The sequence below is a fragment of the Hydrogenophaga sp. FW305-3-2-15-A-LB1 genome (assembly GCF_058787875.1).
Map to the genome: position 1 here is coordinate 25723 of NZ_JBYTAE010000013.1, position 21389 is coordinate 47111.

The following is a 21389-nucleotide window of genomic DNA, read 5'->3' on the forward strand; positions in this document are numbered from 1 at the left end:
CGCTCACGCGCTCCCCTCCGCGTCCGCACACCCGATGAAAGGTTCACCGCATGGTCTTCCCTCCCGCCCGCCGCCCCCATGGGGGCGCATCCCCGGTCTTCGAGTTCAGGGCGCTGAGCCTGGCCATCGGCTGCGCGCTGATGGGGTTGGCCGGCATGGCGGCCCTGGTGCCCACCCCGGCGCGGGCCGCCGAAGCGGTGGCGGCGCAGCGCTACGCGCTGGCGCCCGGCAAGCTCAGCGATGTGCTGGCCCAGTTCGCGGCCATGGCCGGCGTGCCGCTGTCCTTCGACCCGCGCCAGCTCGCCGGCCTGAACAGCCCGGGGCTGCAGGGCCAGTACACCCCGCGTGAGGGCTTCTCGCGCCTGCTGGCGGGCAGCGGGTTCGAGCTGGTCGAGGCGGCTGGCGGTTTTTCCCTGCGCCGCGCGCCCGCACCCGCCGCGGCACCCCAGGCGCCGGACGCCCAGGCACCCACCGAAGCGACCGAACTGCCCCAGGTGACCGTGACCGCCAAGCTCTACGGCGCGCGCGAAACCCAGACCCTGGACACCTCCAGCGCGTCCGTCGGCATCGTCACCGCCGAGGACATCGAGGAGGGCCAGATCCGCAACCTCCAGGACTCCCTGCGGCGCCTGGGCAACGTCGAGGACGCCGCCTTCCTCAACTCCGGCTTCGTCATCCGGGGCATGAGCACCGAAGGCTTCGTGCCCTCCGGCGCGCCCATGGGCTCGATCTACATCGATGGCGTGCTGCAGGCCCGCTACAGCTCGCGCTTCGGCGCCCGCAACCTCTGGGACGCGCAGCAGGTCGAGGTCTACCGCGGCCCGCAGTCCACGCTCAGCGGGCGCGCGGCCACGGCCGGTGCCGTCTACATCAAGACCAAGGACCCGGTCTTCGACAAGGAGGCCGAGCTCTCGGCCACGCTGGGCAACCACCGCCAGACCGGCACGGCCTTCGTGCTCAACACGCCGCTGGTGGACAACACCGCGGCGCTGCGCCTGTCGGGCGCCTTCGAGCGCGGGCGCACGACGGTGGCCTATCCCGGCTACCAGGCGTTCGCGGGTTACGACGATCTGCGCACCGAGATCAGCCAGAACCTGCGCGCCAAGCTGCTGCTGCAGCCCTCGGGCAGCACGCGCGCCATGCTCAGCTACGCGTACTCCAACGACCGCCCGAACGAGCGCCTGATCGGCGTCGGCCCGGGTTTCGACCTCGACGACGAGCGCGGCGACTGGTACGCCATCCCCACCTACGCCGAGTTCCGCCAGACCAAGGTGCACAACGGTGGCATGGAGATCACGCATGAACTGTCGCCCGAGCTGCGGCTGACCTCGCAGACCGGCCTGCACAAGGGCATCACCCGCCGCCGCTCGGTGGACCAGGGCACACCCGGCCTGCTCGACGGCATCGACGGCAAGGTCAACGACACCCTGCTCACGCAGGAAGTGCGGCTGAATTACGAGCGGGACCGCTGGAAATGGGTGGGCGGCGTGTTCGCCAGCCACCAGAACTACGACTCCCGCTTCGGCGCGATCGCCGTGCCCTTCCTGCAACTCGGCGAGACCTTCAACCGCAAGACCACCAACCTGGCCCTCTTCGGCGAAGCCACGCACGAGTTCGTGCCCACCTGGAGCGTGACCGTGGGCGGCCGCTGGGACTACCTGCGCGAGAAGACGGTGCAGCGCAACGCGGAGTCCTACCCCTTTGGCGCGGTGCCCAACCAGTACGAGAACCGGGCCGACTTCAGCGAGACCAACTTCGTGCCCAAGCTCGGCCTGGCCAAACAACTCGCGCCGGGGCACCTGCTGGGCGCCACGTACTCCGAGGGCTTTCGCACCGGCGGCTTCTACGTCAACTACAACACCGGCCGGGCCGCGTACTACGGGCCCGAGACCGCGCAGAACCACGAGCTCTATTACAAGGGCCGCTTCCTCGACGAGCGGCTCACGCTCAACGCCAACCTGTTCTTCACCACCTACAAGGACCAGCAGATCGAGATCCGGCCCGACCCGAACAACCAGTCCTACCGCGAGACCTCGAACGCCGCTTCCTCGCGGGCCTGGGGCTTCGAGATCGAACCGGCCTTCCAGGTCAACCGGCGCTTCTCGGTGTTCGCCTCGCTGGGCTACCTGCACACCCGGTTCAAGGAATTCAACCACGCCAGCTACGGCGACCTGTCGGGCCAGCCCTTCCCCGAAGCCCCCAAATGGACCCTGGGCTTCGGCGGGCGCTACCAGCTGCGCAACGGCTTCTTCGTCGGCGGCGACGCCAAGTACATGGCGGGTTACGTGGGCCGCTTCGGCATCGCGCCCCAGGACCCCATCGACTCGCGCTTCATCGCCAACGCGCACGTCGGCTACCGCCACGACAACTGGGAGCTCAGCCTGTTCGCCGAGAACCTGTTCGACGAGCGCTACAACACCTTCATCGACCGCGATGCCACCCCCATCTACGCGCAGATGGGTCCGCGCCGCAGCGTCGGCGTGAACCTGCGCGTGAAGTTCTGATGAACCAGATCCCGGCGCGCGCGCTCGCCGGCGTGGCGGGTGGCTACGTGCTGGCCCAGTGGCTGCCCCTGGCGCTGATGGAGGCGCTGCCCCTGGACCGCGTGGACACCGTGGCGCTGGCCCTGCTGATGAGCTTCGCGGTGTACGTGGCGGCCATCCTCTGGTGCTTCGCCGCGCGCAGCGCCTGGCGCGCCTGCGCCGGCCTCGCGCTGGTGGGCCTGCCTTGCGGTGTGCTGCTGCTGGCGCTGGGGCGCTGGCCATGACGGGTGGCTTCCGCCAGAGCACGTCCTGGGTGCACACCTGGGCGGGCCTGCTGCTCGGCTCGCTGCTGTACTTCATCTTCCTCACCGGCACGGCCGGCTATTTCGACAGCGAGATCGACCGCTGGATGCGCCCGGAGCTGCCACCGCCACCCGCCCCGGTCGACAGCGCGCGGGCCGCCGACGCGGCGCTGCGCTACCTGAACGCGCACGAGGCCGGTGCCGAGCGCTGGGCCATCCAGCTGCCCGGCCACCGCGACACGCCGCACCTGGTGGCCTCGTGGCCGCACGACGGCCACATGGAAGAGCAGGCGCTCGATGCCGACAGCGGCGAGCCCCTGGCCACGCCGCGCGAGACCGGCGGCGGGCAGCTGCTCTACCGCATGCACTGGCGGCTGCACTACCTGCCCGCGGGCGCGGCGCTGTGGCTGGTGGGCGCGGCCACGGTGTTCCTGCTGGTGTCCCTCGTCTCGGGCGTGGTCGCGCACAAGCGCTTCTTCGCCGACTTCTTCACCTTCCGCGCGGGCAAGGGGCAGCGCTCCTGGCTCGATGCCCACAACGTGCTGGGCGTGATGACCTTGCCCTTCCAATTCATGATCACCTACTCGGGGCTGATCTTCTTCGCCGTGACCTTGATGCCCTGGGTGGTGTCGGCCCACTACGGCGCCGGCCCGGCGGGGCAGGGCCAGTTCCTCGCCGAGTTCACCGCCTGGCAGGCCCCGGCCGCGCCCTCCGGCACACCCGCGCCCCTGGCCCCGGTGGCGCCCATGCTGGCGCAGGCCGAACAGCGCTGGGGCCGGGGCAGCGTGCAGGCCGTGGAGGTGCTGCACCCCGGCGATGCCAGCGCGCGCGTGCAGATCGCACCGGTGCTCACCGGCCCGCTGCGCAACGTGGAGGTGATGGTGTTCGACGGCGCCAGCGGCGCCCTGCTGGAGACCCGGGCCCCCAGCCGCCGTGGCACGCTGACCGTGGCCGAAAGCCTGTTGGGCCTGCACGAGGGCCTGTTCGCCGGGCCCGTGCTGCGCTGGCTCTACGCGCTGTCGGGCCTGCTCGGCACCGCCATGGTGGCCACGGGGCTGGTGTTGTGGACGGTGAAGCGGCGCCAGAAACTGGAGCGCGACCAGGGCCGGCCGCACCGTGGGCTGCGCCTGGTGGAGCGGCTGAACGTGGCCACCGTGTTCGGCCTGCCCGTGGCCATCGGCGCCTACTTCTGGGCCAACCGCCTGCTGCCGATCGACCTGGCCGACCGCGCCGGCTGGGAGGCGCACGCCCTCTTCATCGCCTGGGGCGCCACGCTGCTGCACGCCTGCCTGCGGCCACCACCGCGCGCCTGGGTGGAGCAGGGCGCGCTCGCCGCCGGGGCGCTGGGCCTGTTGCCGGTGTTGAACGCGCTCACCGGCGGGCAGCACCTCGGTGCGTCCTGGGCGCGGGGCGACTGGGCGATGGCGGGATTCGATCTCACCGCGCTGGCGCTGGGGAGCGCCTTTGCGTGGATCGCCTGGCGCCTGCATCGGCGGGCGCGGCGAACGGGGGTAGGCGCGTGATGCCGCTGCTCGCGTTGGCGCTGGCCTGCGTCGGCTTCGCCGGCCTGGCGCTGGCCATGGACCGCCACCACCAGCGGCTGTGGAAGCGCCCCGCCTCGCGCGCCGCACGCTGGCTGGGGCGGGCGGTGGGCCTGCTCGGCCTGGGGGCGGCGCTGGCCGTGTGCCTGCTGGGCGCCGGTGGGGCCGTGGGGCCGGTGCTGTGGCTGGGCCTGCTCTCCGTCGCGGGCGTGGTCGTCGTCCTGGCGCTCGCTTGAGGGTGGCGCGCGGTGGTGTCCGCGCCGCACGCATCGCGGTGCGGAATTCACGCTTTCCAGGGCTTTCTGTGCTTCCCGGCCAGCGCGCGCCCCGTGCCGGAGCCAGGGTCTGCAGAATGAAGGCAGTTGAACTTCTCTGCTGTCCATGCCCGTCATCCCGTTTCCGTTGAGCAACCCCCGGCACAGCGCGCCGACCGAACTTCCCCCGGACCCACCCGTGCGCCTGCGGCCCGACGAGGTGGAGGCCCTGACCCAGCTGGACTTCTACCACCGCGCGCGGTCCCATGAGGACAACGGCACGCTGCTCATCGAGGCCGAGGACGAGGCCCAGCTGGTGCGTTACCTGGAGTTCCACGGCCTGCGCCTGCCCCGCGCGGTGGCGGCCAAGCAGGTGCTCGAGCTGTGCAACGACCTGCGCTGGTCGTACGGCGAGGCGGTGCGCTGCGCGGCGCGCGGCGACACCGACATCGCCACGCACTTCCCCGGCCTCAGCGCCGAGAAGCTGGACTACGTGCGCGCGATCGCCAGCCAGGAAAGACACAGGGCGAGGGACCTCGCGAGAAAGCTCTTCGCCAGCCGGGGCGGCGAGGTGTTCCTGTACTGAACGTTTTCATCGTCATTCGCTGGCCTTGATCTTCAGTGTCTTGATGACCTGGCCCCAATGGTCCTGCTGCTGCTTCATCTCCAGCGCGAAGGCCTCGGGTGGGAGCGGCCGGGGCTCGGCGCCGATGGCGCGCAGCTGCTGCACCACGTCCGGCAGGGCCAGCACCTTCTGCAGCGCCGCCGCCGTCTTGTTCACCACCTCTTTGGAGGTCTGTGCCGGCGCGAACAGGCCCCACCAGCCGCGCATCTCCATTTCCGGAAAACCCGCCTCGCGCGCGGTGGGCACGTCGGGCAGCAAGGGGTTGCGCTCCGCGCCGGTGGTGATCAGCGGGCGCAGCTTGCCGGCCTTGATCAGCGCCAGGTAGGACGAGGTGTCGGCGATCGACATGTCGATGTGGCGCGCCAGCGTGTCCTGCATCACCTGGGCACCGCCCTTGTAGGGCACGCGCGTCATCTGGAGCTGGCGCGTGTGCACCAGCTGTTCACCGGCGATCTGCACCATGAGGATGGCCGTGCCGTAGGACACCTGGCCCGGCCGCTCCTTCACGTAGGCCACGAACTCGCCCAGGGTCCTGGCGGGCACGGCGGGGTGCACCACCACCACGGCGGTGCTCTCGCTGATCTTGCCGATGGGGCTGAAGTCTTTCACCGGGTCGTAGCTGATGTTGCTGTAGGCGAAGGGGTTCATCACCATGGTCGACATGTGCGCCATCAACAAGGTGTTGCCGTCGGCCGGCGCCTTGGCCGCCTGGCTGGCGCCGATCATCATGTCGCCGCCCGGCCGGTTCTCCACCACGATGGGGTGGCCCAGCAGATCGCGCAAGGGCGTGGCGAGGATGCGCGCGATGTTGTCGCCACCCGAGCCCGGCGGCAGCGGCACCAGCAGCCGGATGGGGCGGCCCGCGTCCTGCGCGAACGCCAGGCCGGTGGTGGTGGTGAGTGAGGTCGCGGCCATCGCCGCGACAAGGCTTCTTCTGCTCAGGCGCATGGGTCTGTCTCCTGTGTTTGTGTTGGGCTGTCCGCATGCTAGGCCGGCTGCTCGCGCGCTTCAAACGAAGATTGGTGATGCGCCCCATCCGTTTTGAAAATGTCCCGCCGACATTTCGCAAACGCATGCGCCGCATCACGAGCTTTCATTGGTTTTCCGGAAGTCGAATACCTAGCATCCCGCTGCCCGTATTCAACAACCAGGAGACACCTTTTGAACACCACGAAAAGCGGCATCGCCGTCGCGGCGGCGCTGGCCCTCACGGGCCTGCCCGCCACGGCACAGAGCAACACCGGCCCCACGCTGTACGGCACCGTCGACGGCGGCTTCTACGCGAGGCAGCTCGCGGGCGAGACACGCGTCTCGCGCGTGGACGGCGGCATGATGACCACCTCGCGCTGGGGCATCCGCGGCTCCGAAGACCTGGGCGGTGGGCTCACCGCGCTGTTCGACCTCGGTGGCCATTTCCGCCTGGACACCGGCGAGGTCGGCCGCCACCCGGGCGACAACGCCGCCGGTCGCTTCTTCTCGCGCTACAGCTTCGTCGGTGTGCGCGGCGCCTTCGGGCAGTTTCGCGCGGGCCGCATTCCCACCGGCAGTTTCGTCAACACGCTGAGCTTCACGCCCTTTGGCGACTCCACCACGCTGGGCCCGTTCATGCTGCACACCTTCGTCGGCTCGCAGCCCATGCTGGCCTCGCACGGCATCAGCGACGGCAGCTGGAACAACTCGCTGGTCTACAACACGCCCACGCTGGGCAACTTCTCCGGCTCGCTGCAGGTCGCACCGGGCGAAGCCGCGCCGGAAGGGCGCCGTTTCGATGGCACGGCGAACTACCGCTCGGGTCCCTTCGCGGCGGCGCTGAGCGTCAGCAGGATCCGCGCGGCGGCGTACAACGTGCCGCGTTCGCGCACCGACCCGGCGGGCGCGCCCTACGTGATCGAAGCCGAGTCGAGCACGCTCGGCAGCGTGTCCTACGACTTCCAGGTGGTCAAGCTGTTCGGCCAGTGGGCCAAGGCCACGCTGCGCCCGCGCGGCCAGGCCGAGATCGACCTGGACACCGTGGGTGTGCACGCGGCCGTGCCCTTCGGCGCCGGGCGCTTCATCGCCTCGTGGGCACGCACCGAACGCACGCAGGCCGGCACCACCGAGCGCGATCGCACCACGCTGGCCGCGGGTTACCTGCACAGCCTGTCCAAGCGCACCGATGTGTACGCCGTGGTGATGAACGACCGGGCCACCGGCCTGCGTTCCGGCACCGGTTACGCCCTCGGCATGCGCCACCACTTCTGAGATCCCCATGAAACTCGTGACCATCGATTCCGTGCGCGGCGGCGAGCCCGGCGCCCTGTTGCCTTCGGGCGAGGTGCTGGCGCTGCGGCGTGCGGCCCAGGCCGACAGCCTGGAGGCCTGGCTGCCCGAGAGCCTGCGCGAGCTGCTGGCCGGCGGGTCCGCCGCGCTGGCCCTGGTGCGCGGCCTCGTGGACCGTGTGCAGGCCGACCCCGGCCTGCAGGACCGCCTGCGCCAGCGTGGGGCGCTGATGCCACCGGGCACCCGCCTGCTCGCGCCCGTGCCCAACCCCGGCCTGGTGGTGGCCGCGGGCCTGGCCTACAAGTCGCACCTGGCCGAAATGGCCGGCACGCCCGCGCCCCGGCAGCCCACCGGTTTCCTCAAGGTGGCGGCCTCCATCGTCGGGCCGGAACACGCGGTGGCGCTGCCCGCCGATGCGCCCGCGCACGTGGACTACGAGGGCGAGCTCGCGGTGGTCTTCGGCCGGCGCTGCCACCGCGTGAGCGCGGACCAGGCGATGGCCTGCGTCGCTGGCTACACCGTGGCCAACGACATCTCCGCGCGCGACTGGGTGCGCGACGTCTGGGGCGCGACGCAGCCCTGGGAGGCGCGCCAGACCTGGGAGGTAAACATCATGGGCAAGCAGTTCGAGGGCTTCACGCCGCTGGGACCGGTGCTGCTCACGGCAGACGAAGTGCCCGACGTGGGGCGCCTGCACATCACCACCCACCTCAACAGCGCGCTCATGCAGTCCTCGCCCGTGAGCGACCTGATCTTCAGCCTGCCCGAGACCATCGCGCACTTCTCGCGCTGGTACTGCTTCAACGCCGGCGATGTGCTGCTGACGGGCACACCGGCCGGCGTGGGGGCCGGGCGCAAGCCCCCGGTGTTCATGAAGGCGGGCGACGTGATCGAGGTCGCCATCTCCGGCATCGGCACGCTGCGCAACACCCTGGTGGCGGCGCGCTGACGAAGGCGCTTCAGCCGGGTTCGCCCGGCGATGCCGCCGTCTCCCCGTCGTGCAGCGTGGCCAGCGTGAGTTCGCGCAGCCAGATGTTGCCGCCATCGGCGTGCGCGCGGTCGTGCCATTGCTGGCGCACCGAAAACGGCGGCACCTCGAACGGCAGTTGCGCCGAGCGCAGCTGGTCGCGCGAGGCCATCATGGCCTGGCCGAGCCGGCACGGCACGGTGAGCACCAGGCGCGATTCGCTCAACAAGGCCGACAGGCCCAGGGAGTGCGCGGCCGTCAGCACCACCTTGCGCCGCGCCAGCAGGTCGGCCGCCATCAGCGTGGACTGCAGGGCCGCATCGCTGGCGCCGCTGGGCCGGTAGGCCAGGTGTTCGGCGCCGAAGTACTCGTCGAAGCTCATGCGCTCGGAGCGGATGTGGTGGTCCACGTGCATGAGCGCGAAGAAGGTCTCGTCGAACAGGTGCTGCGCATGGAAGCCCGCGCCCATGGGCGCCCAGCTGCCGATCGCCAGGTCGACGCCGCCGTCCGCCATCAGGTGGCGCGTTTCTTCCGGCGAGGTGCCGATGATCTCGAACTGCACATGCGGCGCCTGCGCGCGCGCCGCCGACATCAGGCGCGGCAGCACCACCAGCTGCCCCACGTCGTTCATGGCGATGCGGAACAGGCGGTCGCTGGTGGCGGGATCGAAACGCCGCACCTGGTCCAGCGCCTGGTTGAACTTGGCCAGGCCTTCTTCGACCAGGCCGATGAGCTGCTTGGCCATGGGCGTGGGCACCATGCCCTTGGGCGTGCGCACGAACAGCGGGTCGTCGAAGCGCTCGCGCAGGCGCTTGAGCGCGTTGCTCACGGCCGACTGCGTCATGCAGACCTTTTCACCGGCGACGGTCACGCTGCCGGTGACGTAGATGGCCTGAAAGACAAGGAACAGGTTCAGGTCGACGGTGTTGATGTTCATGGGTGGGGGCAGTGTAGGCAGGCTGGCGCGCGCGTCCATTGGGGAAAGCCACGAAGGCCACGGCGGCCATTTCGCGGCGACATGGCGCCCATCACGACTATTTGTTGGACGGCCTCGCGGCGCGCTGCCAAAGTCTCGCGCATGAGCTTCACCATCACGCTGCATCCGGCCGACCAATCCTTTGCCTGTGGTCCCGGCACCGACATCCTGCGCGCCGGCCTGGCCAGCGGCGTGGCCATGCGCTACAGCTGCCGCTCGGGCGTGTGCCGCACCTGCCGGGGCCGCCTCGTGTCGGGCCAGGTGGACTTCGGCGACGTGCACCCGCACTACCTGTCCGACGAAGAAAAGGCGCAGGGCCATGTGCACCTGTGCTGCGCGCGCCCGCTGACGGACTGCAGCTTCGAGATCGAACCCTTCGACCCCCACCTGGTGCCGGCGCGCACGCTGCCGGTGCGGGTGCTGCGCATGGAGCGGCTCGCACCCGACGTGATGCGCCTGCTGCTGGGAACGCCACCGAACGAGCCCCTGAACTGGCGCGCCGGCCAGTACCTCGAGATCGTGCTCGGCGACGGGCTGCGGCGCTGCTACTCCATGGCCAGCGCACCGCGCGCCGGTGGCCGGCGGCAGATCGAGCTGCACATCCGCCACATGCCCGGCGGCCGCTTCACCGACCACGTGTTCGGGCAGTTGCGCGAACGCGACCTGCTGCGCGTGGAGGCGCCCCAGGGCAGCTTCTTCCTCGACGCGCAGAGCGAAAAACCCGTGGTCATGCTCGCCTCGGGCACCGGCTTCGCGCCCATCCAGGCCATGGTGGAAGACAGCCTGGCCCAGGGCCTGCGCCGGCCCATCGACGTGTACTGGGGCGGCCGCCGGCGGATCGACCTCTACCTCGACGCGCAGGCGCGCCAATGGGCCGCCGAGCACCCCCACATCCGCTACGTGCCGGTGCTCAGCGAAGCGGGCGACGACCCCGCCTGGACCGGTCGCACCGGCTTCGTGCACCGCGCCGTGCTGCAGGACCACCCCGACCTGTCGCGGCACCAGGTGTATGCCTGCGGCGCACCGGCCATGGTGGACGCGGCCCGCCGCGACTTCGGCGAGGCCGGCCTGCCGGCCAACCAGTTCTTCGCCGATGCCTTCATCTCCGAGGCCGACCGCCGGCCGGCCCCGCACTGACCTTCAACCGAGAGAGAGACCCATCGCCATGATCGCTGGATTCGTCCCCGACAACTGCCGCGTCGAACCGCCCGCGCGCCACTCCGTGCTCAAGCCTTTGTGCCTGAGCCACGGCACGCTGGAGTGCTTCAACCTCGCGGCCTCGCGCCGCTTCTACGAAGAGTTCCTGGGGCTCGAATGCGCGCGCCACGCCAAGCCCGCGATGTCGATCCGCCTGGGCATGCGCTTCCATGTGGTGTGCGTGGAGGTGGGCGACCAGATCCACCCCTGCAACGTGCTCAACCACTGGGGGCTGGACGTCGCCTCGCGCGACGAGGTGGACCACGCGCACGCGCTGGCGCTGCGGTTCAAGGACACCTACGGCATCCGCCAGGTGCTCCCCATCCAGGACATGCACGGCGTGTACTCGTTCTACTTCGAAGACCTCGACCACAACTGGTGGGAGATCCAGTACTACGAGAATGGCTTCGTGCACGACGACTACTTCGATTTCGGCGACCGCTTCGACATGACCCCCTCTGAGGAAACCCGCGCATGACCACCGTGAACGTCACCCCGTTCGAGATCCAGTTCCGCACCCGCGACGGCCTGCTGCTGCGCGCTGACGTCTACCTGCCGCCCGGCGGGCAGGGCGCGTTTCCCACGCTGCTGGCCGCTTCGCCGTACCAGAAGTCCCTGCGCCGCCTGCCCGCCATGGGCGTGTTCCCCTTCATCGAATACGGCCCCATCCAGCTGTACCTGGACCACGGCTACGCCTACGTCATCCTGGACCTGCCGGGCTCGGGCGTGTCCGAAGGCATCTGGGACCCGTGGTCCAAGGCCGAAGGCGAGGCCACGCACGACGCGATCGAACACATCGCCACCCAGCCCTGGTCCAGTGGCCGCATCGGCATGATCGGCCAGTCCTACTACGCCATGAGCCAGTGGAACGCCGCGCGCACGCGCCCGCCGCACCTCACCACCATCGTGCCGTACGACGGCTCGTGCGACCCCTACCGCGACTTCCTGTACCACGGGGGTGTGCCCATCCAGGGCTTCCTGGGTTCGTGGCTGATCGGTTCGGTGCTGCTGCAGCACACCGCCGAAGGGCACGACGTGCGCGGTGGCGCGCGCCACGAGGTGCTGCCCGACGTGTTGTCGCACACGCTGGACGATGGGTGGCACCGCCGCCGCGCCGCCTTCTGGGAGCTCGGGAACATCGACATCCCGGTGTTCTCCATCGGCGTCTGGGGCAAGGCCTCGCTGCACCTGCGCGGCAACGTCAACGGCTTCAACGGTGTGCGCGGCCCGCGCCGCCTGCTCATCACCGAGCCCGACACCTTCCACAAGGCACAGCACTATTTCGCCGAAGAGGCCCTGCACCGCGAGGAGCTGCTGCCCTGGTACGACCACCACCTCAAGGGTGTGGACAACGGCGTCATGGACCAGGCGGCGGTGCGTTACTTCGTCAACGGGCGCGGGCGCTATGCGAGCACCGACGCCTGGCCACCGGCCGACGCGGCGCCGCGCGCTTTCTACCTCAGCGGCGCGCGCAGCGGCGTGGTGAACTCGCTCAACGACGGCTCGCTGACGGATGCCGTGCCGGCCGAGGCCACCGCCACCACCGCATGGACCTACCCCGACGAACAGTGGGTGGCCGGGGTGACCACCTTCGTCAATGGCGCGCCCGACCACGTGGCCCGCGTCAACACCTTCACCACGGTGCCGTTCGAGAAGGAAAACGAGTTCACCGGCCAGGGCACCCTGGTGTTGCACGCCTCGTCCGACCAGACCGACTTCGACGTCTTCGTCAAGCTGAGCCTGCTGCCCGCGCCGGGCCGCCCCGGGCCCGCCCGCAAGATGAGCCAGGGCTGGCTGCGCGCCTCGCACCGGCGCGAGGACCCGGCGCTGACGCAGGAGCTGCGCCCCTTCCACACCCACGACCAGGTCGAGCCCGTGGCGCCGGGCCAGGTGGTGGAGCTGCGCATCGAACTCATGCCCATGGGCTTCGTCGTGCAGCCCGGCGAGCGCCTGCGGCTGGAGATCACGAACAACGACTCCACGATGATCGACCAGCCGATGACGCACTGGTATGGACAGAAGGTCGGCACCGACACCTACCACCACGACCGGCTGCACCCGTCGCGGCTGCTGCTGCCGCAGCGGGCGGCCAGCAGCCCCTGATTCAGCCGCCGCGCGCCATCGCCAGCACCGCGCGCGCCTGCGCCGCATCCACCGCCCCGGGCGTGTCCGAGGTCCAGGCGACGAAGCTGTCGGGCCGCACCAGCACCAGGCGGGCCTCGTAGCGCGCGGCCTCGCCGGTCCGGGTGTCTTCCACCACGTTCAGCGGCAGCGTCAGGGCGGCCGCGGCATCGCGGAACGCCTGCGCTTCAGCGGCGCTGGCGCCCAGCGCGATCAGGGTGTAGCCCGGCCCGAAGGCCTCGTACACGTTGCGCCCGGAGGACAGGACCGCCGGCGCGATGTGGTGGCCGGCCCGCGCGACGAACTGGTGCGAGCCCACCGAGCTCGGGCCTTGTCCGCTGCCGTTGGGCTGCACCACGGGCGAGCCTTCGTAGTTCGGCTCGAAGGCGTGCACCTCGCCCACCGCGCCTTTCGCGCGCGCCTGCCAGGCGGCGTCGAACCGCGCCTGGTCGACGGCTGGGTCGTGCGTCTCCAGGAACTCGCGGTCGGTGTCGATCGACTTGGCGATGAAGTCGCGGATCGTGGAGCCGAACACCGGGCGGCGTTCCGCGTCGTAGGAGTCCAGCAGCTCCCCGCCGCCCCAGCCCTGCAGCGTGGACGCCAGCTTCCAGCCCAGGTTGCGCGCGTCCTCCAGGCCGGAGTTCACGCCATAACCCCCGTAAGGCGGGTGGCTGTGGGCGGCGTCGCCCGCGATGAAGACGCGGCCCTGGCGGTAGGTGTCGGCCAGCATGAAGCGCAGGTCCCAGAAACCGATGTGCTCGAACTCGACCTCGAACGGCGCACCCACGGCTTCGTGCAGGTAGGCCGCGAAGTCGAAGTTGTCCTTGGTGGTGCCCGGGGGCACCGGCGCGTGGAAGAACCAGGTGCTGCCCAGGTCCACCCGGCCGAAGAATTTCCAATACCCCTTGAGGCCCGGCTGCAGCACGTTGTAGTAGGACTTGCCGGGGTAGCGCTTGAGCAGCTCGTGCAGCCCTTCGGACTTGAACACCAGCAGCACCATCATGCGGTCGTGGTCGGTGCGGGTCTGGGTCATGCCGGCCTTGTCGCGGATCACCGAGCGCGCGCCGTCGCAGCCCACGGCATAGGCCGCGCGCAGCTGCCGGCGGCCCGAGCCGCCGCGCTCTACCACGCTCACCGTCACGCCGTCGGCGTCCTGCTGCACGTCCTCGGCCTCCCAGCCGTACAGGGTGTGCACGCTGGGCAGCTCGGCCACGCGGCGGCGCAGCACGGCCTCGGTGGCGTACTGCGGCAGCCGCTCGTTGCCGGTGAAGTAATAGGGCTTGACCAGGTCGCGCTGCAGCCAGTCGTAGTGCGGCCCCAGCAGGGTGCCGTAGGCCGTCAGGCCGCCGATGCCGTACTCCGGCGGAATGGTGCGCGCGGCGCGCAGCGCCGGCTCCGCGCCCCAGGCGTGGAAGTGCTCCATGGTGCGCTGGGTCAGGTTCTGGCCCTTGGGGATCGGCTGCGGATGCGGGTAGCGCTCCACCACCACGCAGCGCACGCCGCGCTGGCCCAGCTCGATCGCCAGGCCCGTGCCCACCGGGCCGCCACCGACGATGACCACCTCGGTGTCGAACGTGCTGTCGGCCTTGTTGCTGTGTTTGCTCATGTGTGGCTCTTCTCTCTGTTCTCTCTTACTCGGCGGTGATGCCCTGGGCCTTGATCAGGCTGGCCCAGCGCTGGGCGTCGGTGGTCATCAGCTGCTGGAACGCCTCCGGGGTGGAGTGGGCGGGCGTCATGCCCTGGGTCTCGAACGCGGTCGCGATCGCGGGCTGCGCCAGGATGTCGCGCAGCTCCTTGTTCAGCTGGTCGATCAGCGCGCGCGGCGTGGCCGCGGGCGCCAGCACGCCGTACCACATGTCCACGTTCAGGTTGCCCAGGTTCAGGCTGCTGAGCGGCGGCACGTCGGGCAGCAGCGGGTTCGCCTGGCTCGAGCTGATGGCCAGCGCCTTGAGCTTGCCCGCCTTGATGTGCTGCAGCGCCACGTGGATCGGCAGGAACATCAGTTCGATCTGCCCGCCCAGCAGGTCCGTCACGGCCGGCGCCGTGCCCCGGTAGCCGATGTGCGTGATGGAAATCTTGGCGCGGTTCTTCAGCAGCTCCATCGCCAGGTGGTGCGGCGTGCCGGCACCGGGCGAGCCGTAGTTGAGGGCGCCGGGGCGCGCGCGGGCGCGCTCCAGCAGGCCCTTGAGCGAATCGATCTTGGTGTTGGGGTGGGTCACCAGCAGCAGCTGGCCCCAGCTCGTGAGCGAGACGGCCGCGAGGTCCTTGACCGGGTTGAAGCCCGCGTTCGGGTACAGCGCGGCGTTCATCACCAGCGTGTTGACGCTCACCAGCAGCGTGCTGCCGTCCGGCGTGGCGCGCACGACTTCCTGGGTGCCGATGTTGCCGGAGGCGCCGGCCTTGTTCTCGACGAAGAAGGGCCGTTTCAGGCGCTCGGCCAGCTGGGGCGCGATCTGGCGCGCGATCAGGTCGATGCCGGTGCCGGGGGTGAACGGCACCACCAGGCGCACCGGTCCGTTGGCCGGGCCCTGGGCCCGCACGAAAGGCGCGGCCACCGTGGCCAGGCCACCGAGCACGAGGCTTCGGCGCAGCGGGGAGGGGGGAAGGATGGCGGGAGGGGTTTTCATGGTGCAGTCTCCATTGATGAGGGAGAATTACAGCAACACCTTTGACATTCATCAAACGGAAGATTTTGAACAACTCTTCAAGAAAATTGATCAATGTGGGCAGCCGGCAGCTCCAGGCCTTTCTGGAGGTGGCGCGCCTGCGCAGCTTCGCCAAGGCGGCCGAACAGGTGCACCTGTCGCCCTCGGGCATGAGCATGCTGGTCAAGGAACTCGAAGACCAGGTGGGCGCGCGCCTGTTCGACCGCACCACGCGCTCCGTCACGCTCACCGACGCAGGGCGCCGCCTGCAGCCGGTGGCCGAGCGCATCGTGGCCGAGCTGCGCGCCATCGACGACGTGATCGGCGGCACCGAGGCGGCCGTGCGCTCGCGCATCGATGTGGCGGCCACGCCCATGGTCTCGGCCAGCCTGTTGCCGGAGGTGATCAGCGCCTTCAACCAGAGCCACCCCCAGGTGCAGATCCACCTGGCGGACGTGGACGTGAGCGTGGTGCGCCAGCGCATCCTGGAGGGTGAGGCCGACATCGGCCTGGGCTTCTTCATCAAGCCCGCCGTGGGCCTGCAGCGCCAGCCGCTGTGCAAGTTCCGGCTGATGCGCATCAGCCCGCCGGGCAAGGGCGCGGGCGGCCTGGGGCCCAGCCAGACCTGGAGCAGCCTGGCGGAGCTGCCGCTCATCAGCCTGCCGGTCGACAACCCGATCCAGGCCGTGATCGAAAAACACCTCGCGCGCATCGGGCGCGCGCACGAGGAGCGGCCGCGCATGAACCTGATCGGCACGCTGATCGCGATGGTGCGCGCCGGCCGAGGCCACGCCATCGTGCCGTCCTTCGCGCTGGAGGACTGCCTGCGCCAGGGGCTCAAGGTGTCCATGCTCAGCAACCCCACGGTGCACATCGAGCTGCACGTGGTGTCGCTGCGCGGCACGCAGCCCAAGCTGGCGGCCACGGCCTTCGCGTCTGCCGTGAAGAAGGCGGCCTCGCGCCTGCCCGGTTAGGCTTTGCGAGGGCGCACGGTGCGCGCCGGTTGCCGCGCCACCTCGCGCAGCGCGTCCAGCAGGCCGTCCACCGCCGCGAAGCCGAGCGCGTCCTTGCGCCAGTACATGGTCATGGCGCTGGGCGTCTCCAGCAACAGCGGCAGGCGCTTGAGCATCTTCCAGCGCTCGGGCAGCTCGATGGCGCGCTCGGAGACCACGGCCACCATGTCGCTTTCCGCCACCAGCGCGATGGTGGCGAGCAGGGAGTTCGACTGCACGCTCGCGCCCGGGATCGTGCGGCCGGCGGCCGAGAGCGCCGATTCGAGCAGGTCGCGCGCGGGGATGTCGCGCGTCCAGACCACCCAGCGCTGGGCCAGCAGGTGCGACCACTGCAGGGACTTGCGCTGCGCCAGCGGGTGGTCCGGCCGCACCGCGAAATGCAGCCGCTCCTCGTAGAGCACCTCCGAGGCGATGCCCGGGTCGTGGTACTTGGCCGCCGGCCGGCCCACCGCGATGTCGATCTCGCGCTGCGTGAGCTGCTGGAACAGCCGGTCCATCGGCGCCTCGACCAGCTCCACGCTCGCGTTGGGCATGCGGGCCAGCAGCGACAGCACCGCCTGCGGCACCACGCCCGCGATGGTGGCGCCCGAGGCGCCGATCACCGCGCGGCCGCTGCCGCCGTCGCGCAGCGCGGCCATCTCTTCCCGCGCGCGGTCGAGCTCGTTGCCGATGTGCACCGCGAACTCGCGCAGGATCTGGCCGTGGGCGGTGGGGCGAAGCCCGCGCGCGTGGCGTTCGAACAGCGTCAGCCCAATGTCGGCCTCCAGCTCCTTGAGCCATTTCGAGAGCGCGGGCTGCGTCATGTGCAGCCGCTCGGCGGAGTGGCTGATGTTCTGCGTCTCCGCCAGGCTGACCAGGATCTGCAGGTGCCGCAGGCGCAGTCGATTCGTCCAGTCCATGGGCCGTCCTGCTATGTTCAAAAAGTTATGGATGAGAGCAATTCACCATTTTACGAGGCATGGCATCGGGCCAATACTCGACACCTTCAAGAACAGGAGACAAGACCATGATTCGCCGAAGCCTTCTGGCCTGCGTCGCGCTGTCCGCCATTGCCATGGCGGTGCAGGCCCAGGACACCTACCCGTCCAAGCCCATCAAGTTCGTCGTGGGCTACTCGCCCGGCGGCTCCAACGACATCCTCGCGCGCATCGTCGCCAAGCGCCTGGGCGACAGCCTGGGCCAGCCGGTGGTGGTGGAGAACCGCCCCAGCACCGGCGCCATCGTGGGCGCGGTGGTGACCAAGCAGGCCGCACCCGACGGCTACACGCTGATGATCGGCGCCAGCGGCCCGCTGGTGATCAACGCCGCCACCTATGCCAACCTGCCGTACTCGCCGCAGAAGGACTTCATCCCGATCTCCACGATCGCGACCTTCCCGCTGATCGTCTCGGTCAAGGCGGACTCGCCGTTCAAGTCCATGCCCGACCTGGTGAAGTACACCAAGGAGAACCCGCAGCTCTCCAACTACGCCTCCAGCGCCTCCACCTTCCAGCTCGCCACCGAGCTGCTGAAGGAGCGCACCGGCATCCAGTCGCAGCACGTGCCCTACAAGGGCAGCGGCGACTCGATGAAGTCCGTGGCCGGCGGCGAGACCACCTTCAGCATGCTCGACCCCGGCCCGGCGGCCGGCGCCATCAACGGCAAGCTGGTGCGGGGCCTGGCCGTGTCCTCCGACGTGCGCAACCCGTCCTTCCCCGACATCCCCACGCTCAAGGAGCAGGGCATCGACCTGAGCATCCAGTTCTGGATCGGCCTGTTCGCGCCCGCCGGCACGCCCGCGCCCATCGTGAAGCTGCTGGAGCGTGAAGTGGCCAAGGCGGTGCAGCACCCGGAGACGCTCAAGAGCATGGCCCAGCTGGGCCTGACGCCGGCCTCCAGCACCTCGGAAGCCTTCACCCGCCAGATCGCGCAGGAGATCCCCACCTGGACCGAGGTCGCGCGCAAGAACAACATCAAGGCCGATCAGTGAGCATGAGCGAGATCACCTACCGCGCGCCGCGCCTGTTCATCGGCGGGCAGTGGCGCGCGGGCAGCGCCGAGACCCGCAGCCCGGTGATCAACCCCGCCACCGAAGCCGTGCTCGACGAGCTGACGCACGCCTCGGCGCGCGACCTCGACGACGCGCTCGCGGCGGTGGCCCAGGGCTTCAAGGTCTGGCGCGCCACGCCCGCGGCGGCGCGCCAGCGCGTGCTGCTGCAGGGCGTGCAGAACCTGCGCGCGCAGCGCGAGGCCATCGCGCGCCTGCTCACGCTGGAGCAGGGCAAGCCCCTGGCCCAGGCGCGCATGGAAGTCGATGTGGCGGCCGACATGGTGCAGTGGTACGCCGAGCAGGCCAAGCGCGTCTACGGCCGCATCCTGCCAGCGCCGCAGCCGGGCGCCGACTACGAGGTGCGCAAAGAGCCGGTGGGCCCCTGCCTGCTGATGTCGCCCTGGAACGTGCCCGTGATCCTCGCCGCGCGCAAGCTCGGCGGCGCGCTCGCGGCGGGCTGCTCCTGCATCCTCAAGCCGCCCGAGGAAACCCCGGCCTCGGTCGCGAAGATGGTCGAGTGTTTCATCGAAGCCGGCGCGCCCGATGGCGTCATCAACCTCGTCTTCGGCGTGCCGGCCTTCGTGTCCTCGCACCTCATCGCGTCGGACGTGATCCGCAAGGTGTCCTTCACCGGCTCGGTGGCGGTGGGGCAGGGCCTGGCCCGCCTGGCCGCGCCCGGCCTCAAGCGCCTCACGCTGGAACTCGGCGGCCACTCGCCGGTGATCGTGTTCGATGACGCCGACGTGGACGCCGTGGCGCGCCAGCTGGTCGCGGCCAAGTTCCGCAACGCCGGCCAGCTCTGCCACGCGCCCACGCGCTTCTTCGTGCAGCGCGGCGCCTACGCGCGCTTCGTCGACACCTTCGCGGCCGCCGCTTCGCAACTGCGCGTGGGCGACGGCCTGGCCGAGGGCACCGACATGGGGCCGCTGGCCAACGGCCGGCGCCTGGGCGCGATCCGCGAGCTCGTCGATGCGACACGCACCGAAGGCACGCTGGTGGCCGGCGGCGAGCGCGTGGGCGAGCAGGGCTACTTCCACCAGCCCACCGTGTTCGCCGACGTGAACCCCGATGCCAAGGCCATGCGCGAGGAGCCCTTCGGCCCGGTCGCGCTGATCCGCGCCTTCGACACGCCCGCGCAGGCCATCGAGCTGGCCAACGCCACGCGCTACGGCCTGGGCTCCTACGTGTTCACCGACTCCGCGCGCCTGCAACGCCAGATGATCGCCGACCTGGAGGTGGGCAGCGTCGCCATCAACAGCACCGTCGTCACCGTCGCCGAGGCGCCGTTCGGCGGCGTGCGCGACAGCGGCTACGGCTACGAGAGCGGCGAAGAGGGCCTCGACAGTTACCTCCACACCAAGTTCGTCAACCGCAGCTATTCCGCATGAGCCCCGTTTCCCCGACCCCTTTCACCGTGCGCGACGGCGTGTACGACGTGCTGCGCCAGTTCGGCGTGGACACCATCTTCGGCAACCCGGGCTCCACCGAGCTGCCCATGTTCCGCGACTTCCCCAGCGACATCCAGTACGTGCTGGGCCTGCAGGAAGCCGTGTGCGTGGGCATGGCCGACGGGTATGCCCAGGCCACCGGCAAGGTCGGCTTCGTCAACCTGCACTCGGCCGCCGGCGTGGGCCACGGCATGGGCAACCTCTACACGGCGTTCAAGAACCGCACGCCGCTGGTGGTCATCGCGGGCCAGCAGTCGCGCTCGATCCAGCCGCTGGACGCCTACCTGGCCTCGGAGCGCGCCACCGAGCTGCCGCAGCCGTACGTGAAATGGAGCATCGAACCGGCGCGCGCGCAGGACGTGCCCCAGGCCATCGCCACCGCCTGCCGCCGCGCGCTGCAGGCGCCTTGCGGCCCGGTGCTGGTCTCCGTGCCCTCGGACGACTGGGACCAGCCCGCCGAGCCGGTGGTGCAGCGTGCCATGAGCCGGCGCACGGCGCCCGAACCGCAGGCCATCGCCGCGCTGGCGCAGGCGCTCGCGGCCTGCGAGCGGCCGGTGTTCGTGGCCGGCGCGGAAGTGGACCGCACCGGGGCCTGGGACGGCATCGTCGCCCTGGCCGAGCGCCACGGCGCCAAGGTGTTCAACGCGCCCATGTCGGCGCGCGCGGGCTTCCCCGAGGACCATGCGCTGTTCCACGGTTTCCTGCCCGCGGTCAAGGCGCAGATCGTGCAGAAACTGGCCGGCCACGACCTGATCGTGGTGATCGGCGCGCCGGTGTTCACCTACCACGTGGAAGGCGACGGCCCGCACCTGCCCGACGGCGCCACGCTGTGGCAGCTCACCGAAGACCCCGATGCCGCCGCGCGCTCGCCGGTGGGCACCTCGGTGGTGGGCGACGTGGCGCTGGCGCTGCAGGCCCTGCAGGGCGCGCAACCGCAGCGCGCGCGCACCCCGCCGCCGGCCTGGGTGCGCGAAGCCCGCGCCGAACCGGGCGCGCCGATCCAGGTGGCCTTCCTGCTGCAGACCATCGCGGAACTGCGCTCGCCCGACGACGTGATCGTGGAAGAGGCGCCCACCGCCCGCGTGGTGATGCACCAGCACCTGCCCATCCTGAAGCCGCGCTCCTTCTTCACCATGGCCAGCGGTGGCCTGGGCCACAGCATGCCGGCCGCCGCCGGCATCGCCCTGGCCTGGCGCGAGCGCCGCGTGATCGCCATCATCGGCGACGGCTCCAGCATGTACTCGATCCAGACGCTGTGGACCGCCGCGCAGCTCGGCCTGAACATCAGCTTCGTCGTGGTCAACAACCGCCGCTACGGCGCGATGAAGCGCTTCGGCGGCGTGCTCGGTTTCCCGGCCGGCGCCGTGCTGCCGGGCACCGACCTGCCGGGCATCGACTTCGTCGCGCTGGCGCAAGGGCATGGCGTGCCCGGCGAACGCGTGGAAGACCCCGGCCAGTTGCACGCGGCCTTGAAAGCGTCCCTCGCCTCGAGAGGCCCCTCGCTCGTGGAAGTGCGGGTCGCCTGAACA

General features: G+C 70.3%; 19 protein-coding genes. 14 read left to right on the plus strand and 5 right to left on the minus strand.

Annotated elements, in window-relative coordinates; translation table 11 throughout:
• Nucleotides 1–50: 50 nt before the first annotated feature.
• The 5 genes from AC3WPZ_RS05865 to AC3WPZ_RS05885 all read left to right on the plus strand — a co-directional run bounded on the left by AC3WPZ_RS05865 (nt 51) and on the right by AC3WPZ_RS05885 (nt 5166).
• The gene (locus AC3WPZ_RS05865; RefSeq protein ID WP_492438577.1) at nt 51–2504 is read left to right on the plus strand and encodes a TonB-dependent receptor; all 2454 of its coding nucleotides are present in this window, start codon (nt 51–53) and stop codon (nt 2502–2504) included.
• Nucleotides 2504–2767 carry a DUF3649 domain-containing protein gene (locus tag AC3WPZ_RS05870; RefSeq protein WP_492438578.1) on the plus strand — a complete coding sequence of 88 codons (264 nt, stop codon included), beginning with the start codon at nt 2504–2506 and terminating at the stop codon, nt 2765–2767. The genes AC3WPZ_RS05865 and AC3WPZ_RS05870 overlap by 1 nt, the downstream gene beginning before the upstream one ends.
• Nucleotides 2764–4308 carry a PepSY-associated TM helix domain-containing protein gene (locus AC3WPZ_RS05875; RefSeq protein ID WP_492438579.1) on the plus strand — a complete coding sequence of 515 codons (1545 nt, stop codon included), beginning with the start codon at nt 2764–2766 and terminating at the stop codon, nt 4306–4308. Before AC3WPZ_RS05870 ends, AC3WPZ_RS05875 begins: the two co-directional genes overlap by 4 nt.
• A complete protein-coding gene (locus AC3WPZ_RS05880; RefSeq protein ID WP_382163756.1) occupies nt 4308–4562 on the plus strand; it encodes a DUF3325 domain-containing protein in 255 nt (84 codons plus the stop codon). Before AC3WPZ_RS05875 ends, AC3WPZ_RS05880 begins: the two co-directional genes overlap by 1 nt.
• Nucleotides 4563–4707: 145 nt before the next feature.
• Nucleotides 4708–5166, plus strand: a complete 459-nt coding sequence (locus tag AC3WPZ_RS05885; protein ID WP_382162078.1) for a hypothetical protein — start codon at nt 4708–4710, stop codon at nt 5164–5166.
• Between the two features lie 12 nt (nt 5167–5178).
• Here the strand turns inward: AC3WPZ_RS05885 and AC3WPZ_RS05890 are convergent, their stop codons facing one another.
• Complete coding sequence (locus AC3WPZ_RS05890; RefSeq protein WP_492438581.1) at nt 5179–6153, minus strand: Bug family tripartite tricarboxylate transporter substrate binding protein; 975 nt, start codon at nt 6151–6153, stop codon at nt 5179–5181.
• Between the two features lie 213 nt (nt 6154–6366).
• Here AC3WPZ_RS05890 and AC3WPZ_RS05895 point away from each other — a divergent pair, with 213 nt between their 5' ends.
• Nucleotides 6367–7446: a porin gene (locus AC3WPZ_RS05895; RefSeq protein ID WP_492438583.1), complete on the plus strand. Its 1080-nt coding sequence runs from the start codon at nt 6367–6369 to the stop codon at nt 7444–7446.
• Nucleotides 7447–7453: 7 nt separating this feature from the next.
• Nucleotides 7454–8413 (plus strand): fumarylacetoacetate hydrolase family protein, encoded by a 960-nt coding sequence (locus AC3WPZ_RS05900; protein ID WP_382323163.1) that lies wholly within the window; start codon nt 7454–7456, stop codon nt 8411–8413.
• Between the two features lie 10 nt (nt 8414–8423).
• Here the strand turns inward: AC3WPZ_RS05900 and AC3WPZ_RS05905 are convergent, their stop codons facing one another.
• Entirely contained in the window at nt 8424–9368 is a 945-nt protein-coding gene (locus AC3WPZ_RS05905; RefSeq protein ID WP_382327467.1) for a LysR family transcriptional regulator, read from the minus strand.
• Nucleotides 9369–9509: 141 nt separating this feature from the next.
• Here AC3WPZ_RS05905 and AC3WPZ_RS05910 point away from each other — a divergent pair, with 141 nt between their 5' ends.
• The 3 genes from AC3WPZ_RS05910 to AC3WPZ_RS05920 are packed head-to-tail and all read left to right on the plus strand — an operon-like array spanning nt 9510 to nt 12707.
• On the plus strand, nt 9510–10544 hold the full coding sequence (locus tag AC3WPZ_RS05910; RefSeq protein ID WP_492438585.1) for a CDP-6-deoxy-delta-3,4-glucoseen reductase: 1035 nt from the start codon (nt 9510–9512) through the stop codon (nt 10542–10544).
• A 28-nt stretch (nt 10545–10572) separates the two neighbouring features.
• Nucleotides 10573–11082, plus strand: coding sequence for a VOC family protein (locus tag AC3WPZ_RS05915; RefSeq protein WP_382162057.1), 510 nt, complete (start codon nt 10573–10575; stop codon nt 11080–11082).
• Complete coding sequence (locus AC3WPZ_RS05920; RefSeq protein ID WP_492438587.1) at nt 11079–12707, plus strand: CocE/NonD family hydrolase; 1629 nt, start codon at nt 11079–11081, stop codon at nt 12705–12707. Before AC3WPZ_RS05915 ends, AC3WPZ_RS05920 begins: the two co-directional genes overlap by 4 nt.
• A gap of 1 nt (nt 12708) precedes the next feature.
• Here the strand turns inward: AC3WPZ_RS05920 and AC3WPZ_RS05925 are convergent, their stop codons facing one another.
• Both AC3WPZ_RS05925 and AC3WPZ_RS05930 read right to left on the minus strand, forming a co-directional pair.
• The gene (locus AC3WPZ_RS05925; RefSeq protein ID WP_492438589.1) at nt 12709–14331 is read right to left on the minus strand and encodes an FAD-dependent monooxygenase; all 1623 of its coding nucleotides are present in this window, start codon (nt 14329–14331) and stop codon (nt 12709–12711) included.
• A 25-nt stretch (nt 14332–14356) separates the two neighbouring features.
• Nucleotides 14357–15352, minus strand: coding sequence for a tripartite tricarboxylate transporter substrate binding protein (locus AC3WPZ_RS05930; protein WP_444688538.1), 996 nt, complete (start codon nt 15350–15352; stop codon nt 14357–14359).
• A gap of 95 nt (nt 15353–15447) precedes the next feature.
• On the opposite strand from AC3WPZ_RS05930, the gene AC3WPZ_RS05935 reads away from it, so the two are divergent.
• Nucleotides 15448–16344 carry a LysR family transcriptional regulator gene (locus AC3WPZ_RS05935; protein ID WP_382325871.1) on the plus strand — a complete coding sequence of 299 codons (897 nt, stop codon included), beginning with the start codon at nt 15448–15450 and terminating at the stop codon, nt 16342–16344.
• Here AC3WPZ_RS05935 and AC3WPZ_RS05940 read toward each other — a convergent pair.
• Nucleotides 16341–17282, minus strand: coding sequence for a LysR family transcriptional regulator (locus tag AC3WPZ_RS05940; protein WP_382323168.1), 942 nt, complete (start codon nt 17280–17282; stop codon nt 16341–16343). The two genes, AC3WPZ_RS05935 and AC3WPZ_RS05940, sit on opposite strands and share 4 nt — an antisense overlap.
• A gap of 107 nt (nt 17283–17389) precedes the next feature.
• On the opposite strand from AC3WPZ_RS05940, the gene AC3WPZ_RS05945 reads away from it, so the two are divergent.
• Genes AC3WPZ_RS05945 through mdlC form a run of 3 tightly spaced genes read left to right on the plus strand, consistent with a single transcriptional unit; the run spans nt 17390 to nt 21386 of the window.
• On the plus strand, nt 17390–18352 hold the full coding sequence (locus tag AC3WPZ_RS05945; protein WP_382327463.1) for a Bug family tripartite tricarboxylate transporter substrate binding protein: 963 nt from the start codon (nt 17390–17392) through the stop codon (nt 18350–18352).
• 2 nt (nt 18353–18354) lie between these two features.
• The gene (locus AC3WPZ_RS05950) at nt 18355–19800 is read left to right on the plus strand and encodes an NAD-dependent succinate-semialdehyde dehydrogenase (RefSeq protein WP_382323171.1); all 1446 of its coding nucleotides are present in this window, start codon (nt 18355–18357) and stop codon (nt 19798–19800) included.
• A complete protein-coding gene (gene mdlC, locus AC3WPZ_RS05955) occupies nt 19797–21386 on the plus strand; it encodes a benzoylformate decarboxylase (protein ID WP_492438592.1) in 1590 nt (529 codons plus the stop codon). The genes AC3WPZ_RS05950 and mdlC overlap by 4 nt, the downstream gene beginning before the upstream one ends.
• Nucleotides 21387–21389 lie beyond the last annotated feature (3 nt).

Excerpts from the sequence above, each read along its gene's own strand:
- AC3WPZ_RS05865 (WP_492438577.1), top strand. The coding sequence starts at position 51 with ATGGTCTTCCCTCCCGCCCGCCGCCCCCATGGGGGCGCATCCCCGGTC.
- AC3WPZ_RS05920 (WP_492438587.1), top strand. The coding sequence starts at position 11,079 with ATGACCACCGTGAACGTCACCCCGTTCGAGATCCAGTTCCGCACCCGC.
- AC3WPZ_RS05910 (WP_492438585.1), top strand. The coding sequence starts at position 9,510 with ATGAGCTTCACCATCACGCTGCATCCGGCCGACCAATCCTTTGCCTGT.
- AC3WPZ_RS05870 (WP_492438578.1), top strand. The coding sequence starts at position 2,504 with ATGAACCAGATCCCGGCGCGCGCGCTCGCCGGCGTGGCGGGTGGCTAC.
- AC3WPZ_RS05945 (WP_382327463.1), top strand. The coding sequence starts at position 17,390 with ATGATTCGCCGAAGCCTTCTGGCCTGCGTCGCGCTGTCCGCCATTGCC.
- AC3WPZ_RS05950 (WP_382323171.1), top strand. The coding sequence starts at position 18,355 with ATGAGCGAGATCACCTACCGCGCGCCGCGCCTGTTCATCGGCGGGCAG.
- AC3WPZ_RS05930 (WP_444688538.1), bottom strand. The coding sequence starts at position 15,352 with ATGAAAACCCCTCCCGCCATCCTTCCCCCCTCCCCGCTGCGCCGAAGC.
- AC3WPZ_RS05940 (WP_382323168.1), bottom strand. The coding sequence starts at position 17,282 with ATGGACTGGACGAATCGACTGCGCCTGCGGCACCTGCAGATCCTGGTC.
- AC3WPZ_RS05925 (WP_492438589.1), bottom strand. The coding sequence starts at position 14,331 with ATGAGCAAACACAGCAACAAGGCCGACAGCACGTTCGACACCGAGGTG.
- AC3WPZ_RS05915 (WP_382162057.1), top strand. The coding sequence starts at position 10,573 with ATGATCGCTGGATTCGTCCCCGACAACTGCCGCGTCGAACCGCCCGCG.
- AC3WPZ_RS05885 (WP_382162078.1), top strand. The coding sequence starts at position 4,708 with ATGCCCGTCATCCCGTTTCCGTTGAGCAACCCCCGGCACAGCGCGCCG.
- AC3WPZ_RS05900 (WP_382323163.1), top strand. The coding sequence starts at position 7,454 with ATGAAACTCGTGACCATCGATTCCGTGCGCGGCGGCGAGCCCGGCGCC.
- AC3WPZ_RS05875 (WP_492438579.1), top strand. The coding sequence starts at position 2,764 with ATGACGGGTGGCTTCCGCCAGAGCACGTCCTGGGTGCACACCTGGGCG.
- AC3WPZ_RS05905 (WP_382327467.1), bottom strand. The coding sequence starts at position 9,368 with ATGAACATCAACACCGTCGACCTGAACCTGTTCCTTGTCTTTCAGGCC.
- AC3WPZ_RS05880 (WP_382163756.1), top strand. The coding sequence starts at position 4,308 with ATGCCGCTGCTCGCGTTGGCGCTGGCCTGCGTCGGCTTCGCCGGCCTG.
- AC3WPZ_RS05890 (WP_492438581.1), bottom strand. The coding sequence starts at position 6,153 with ATGCGCCTGAGCAGAAGAAGCCTTGTCGCGGCGATGGCCGCGACCTCA.
- mdlC (WP_492438592.1), top strand. The coding sequence starts at position 19,797 with ATGAGCCCCGTTTCCCCGACCCCTTTCACCGTGCGCGACGGCGTGTAC.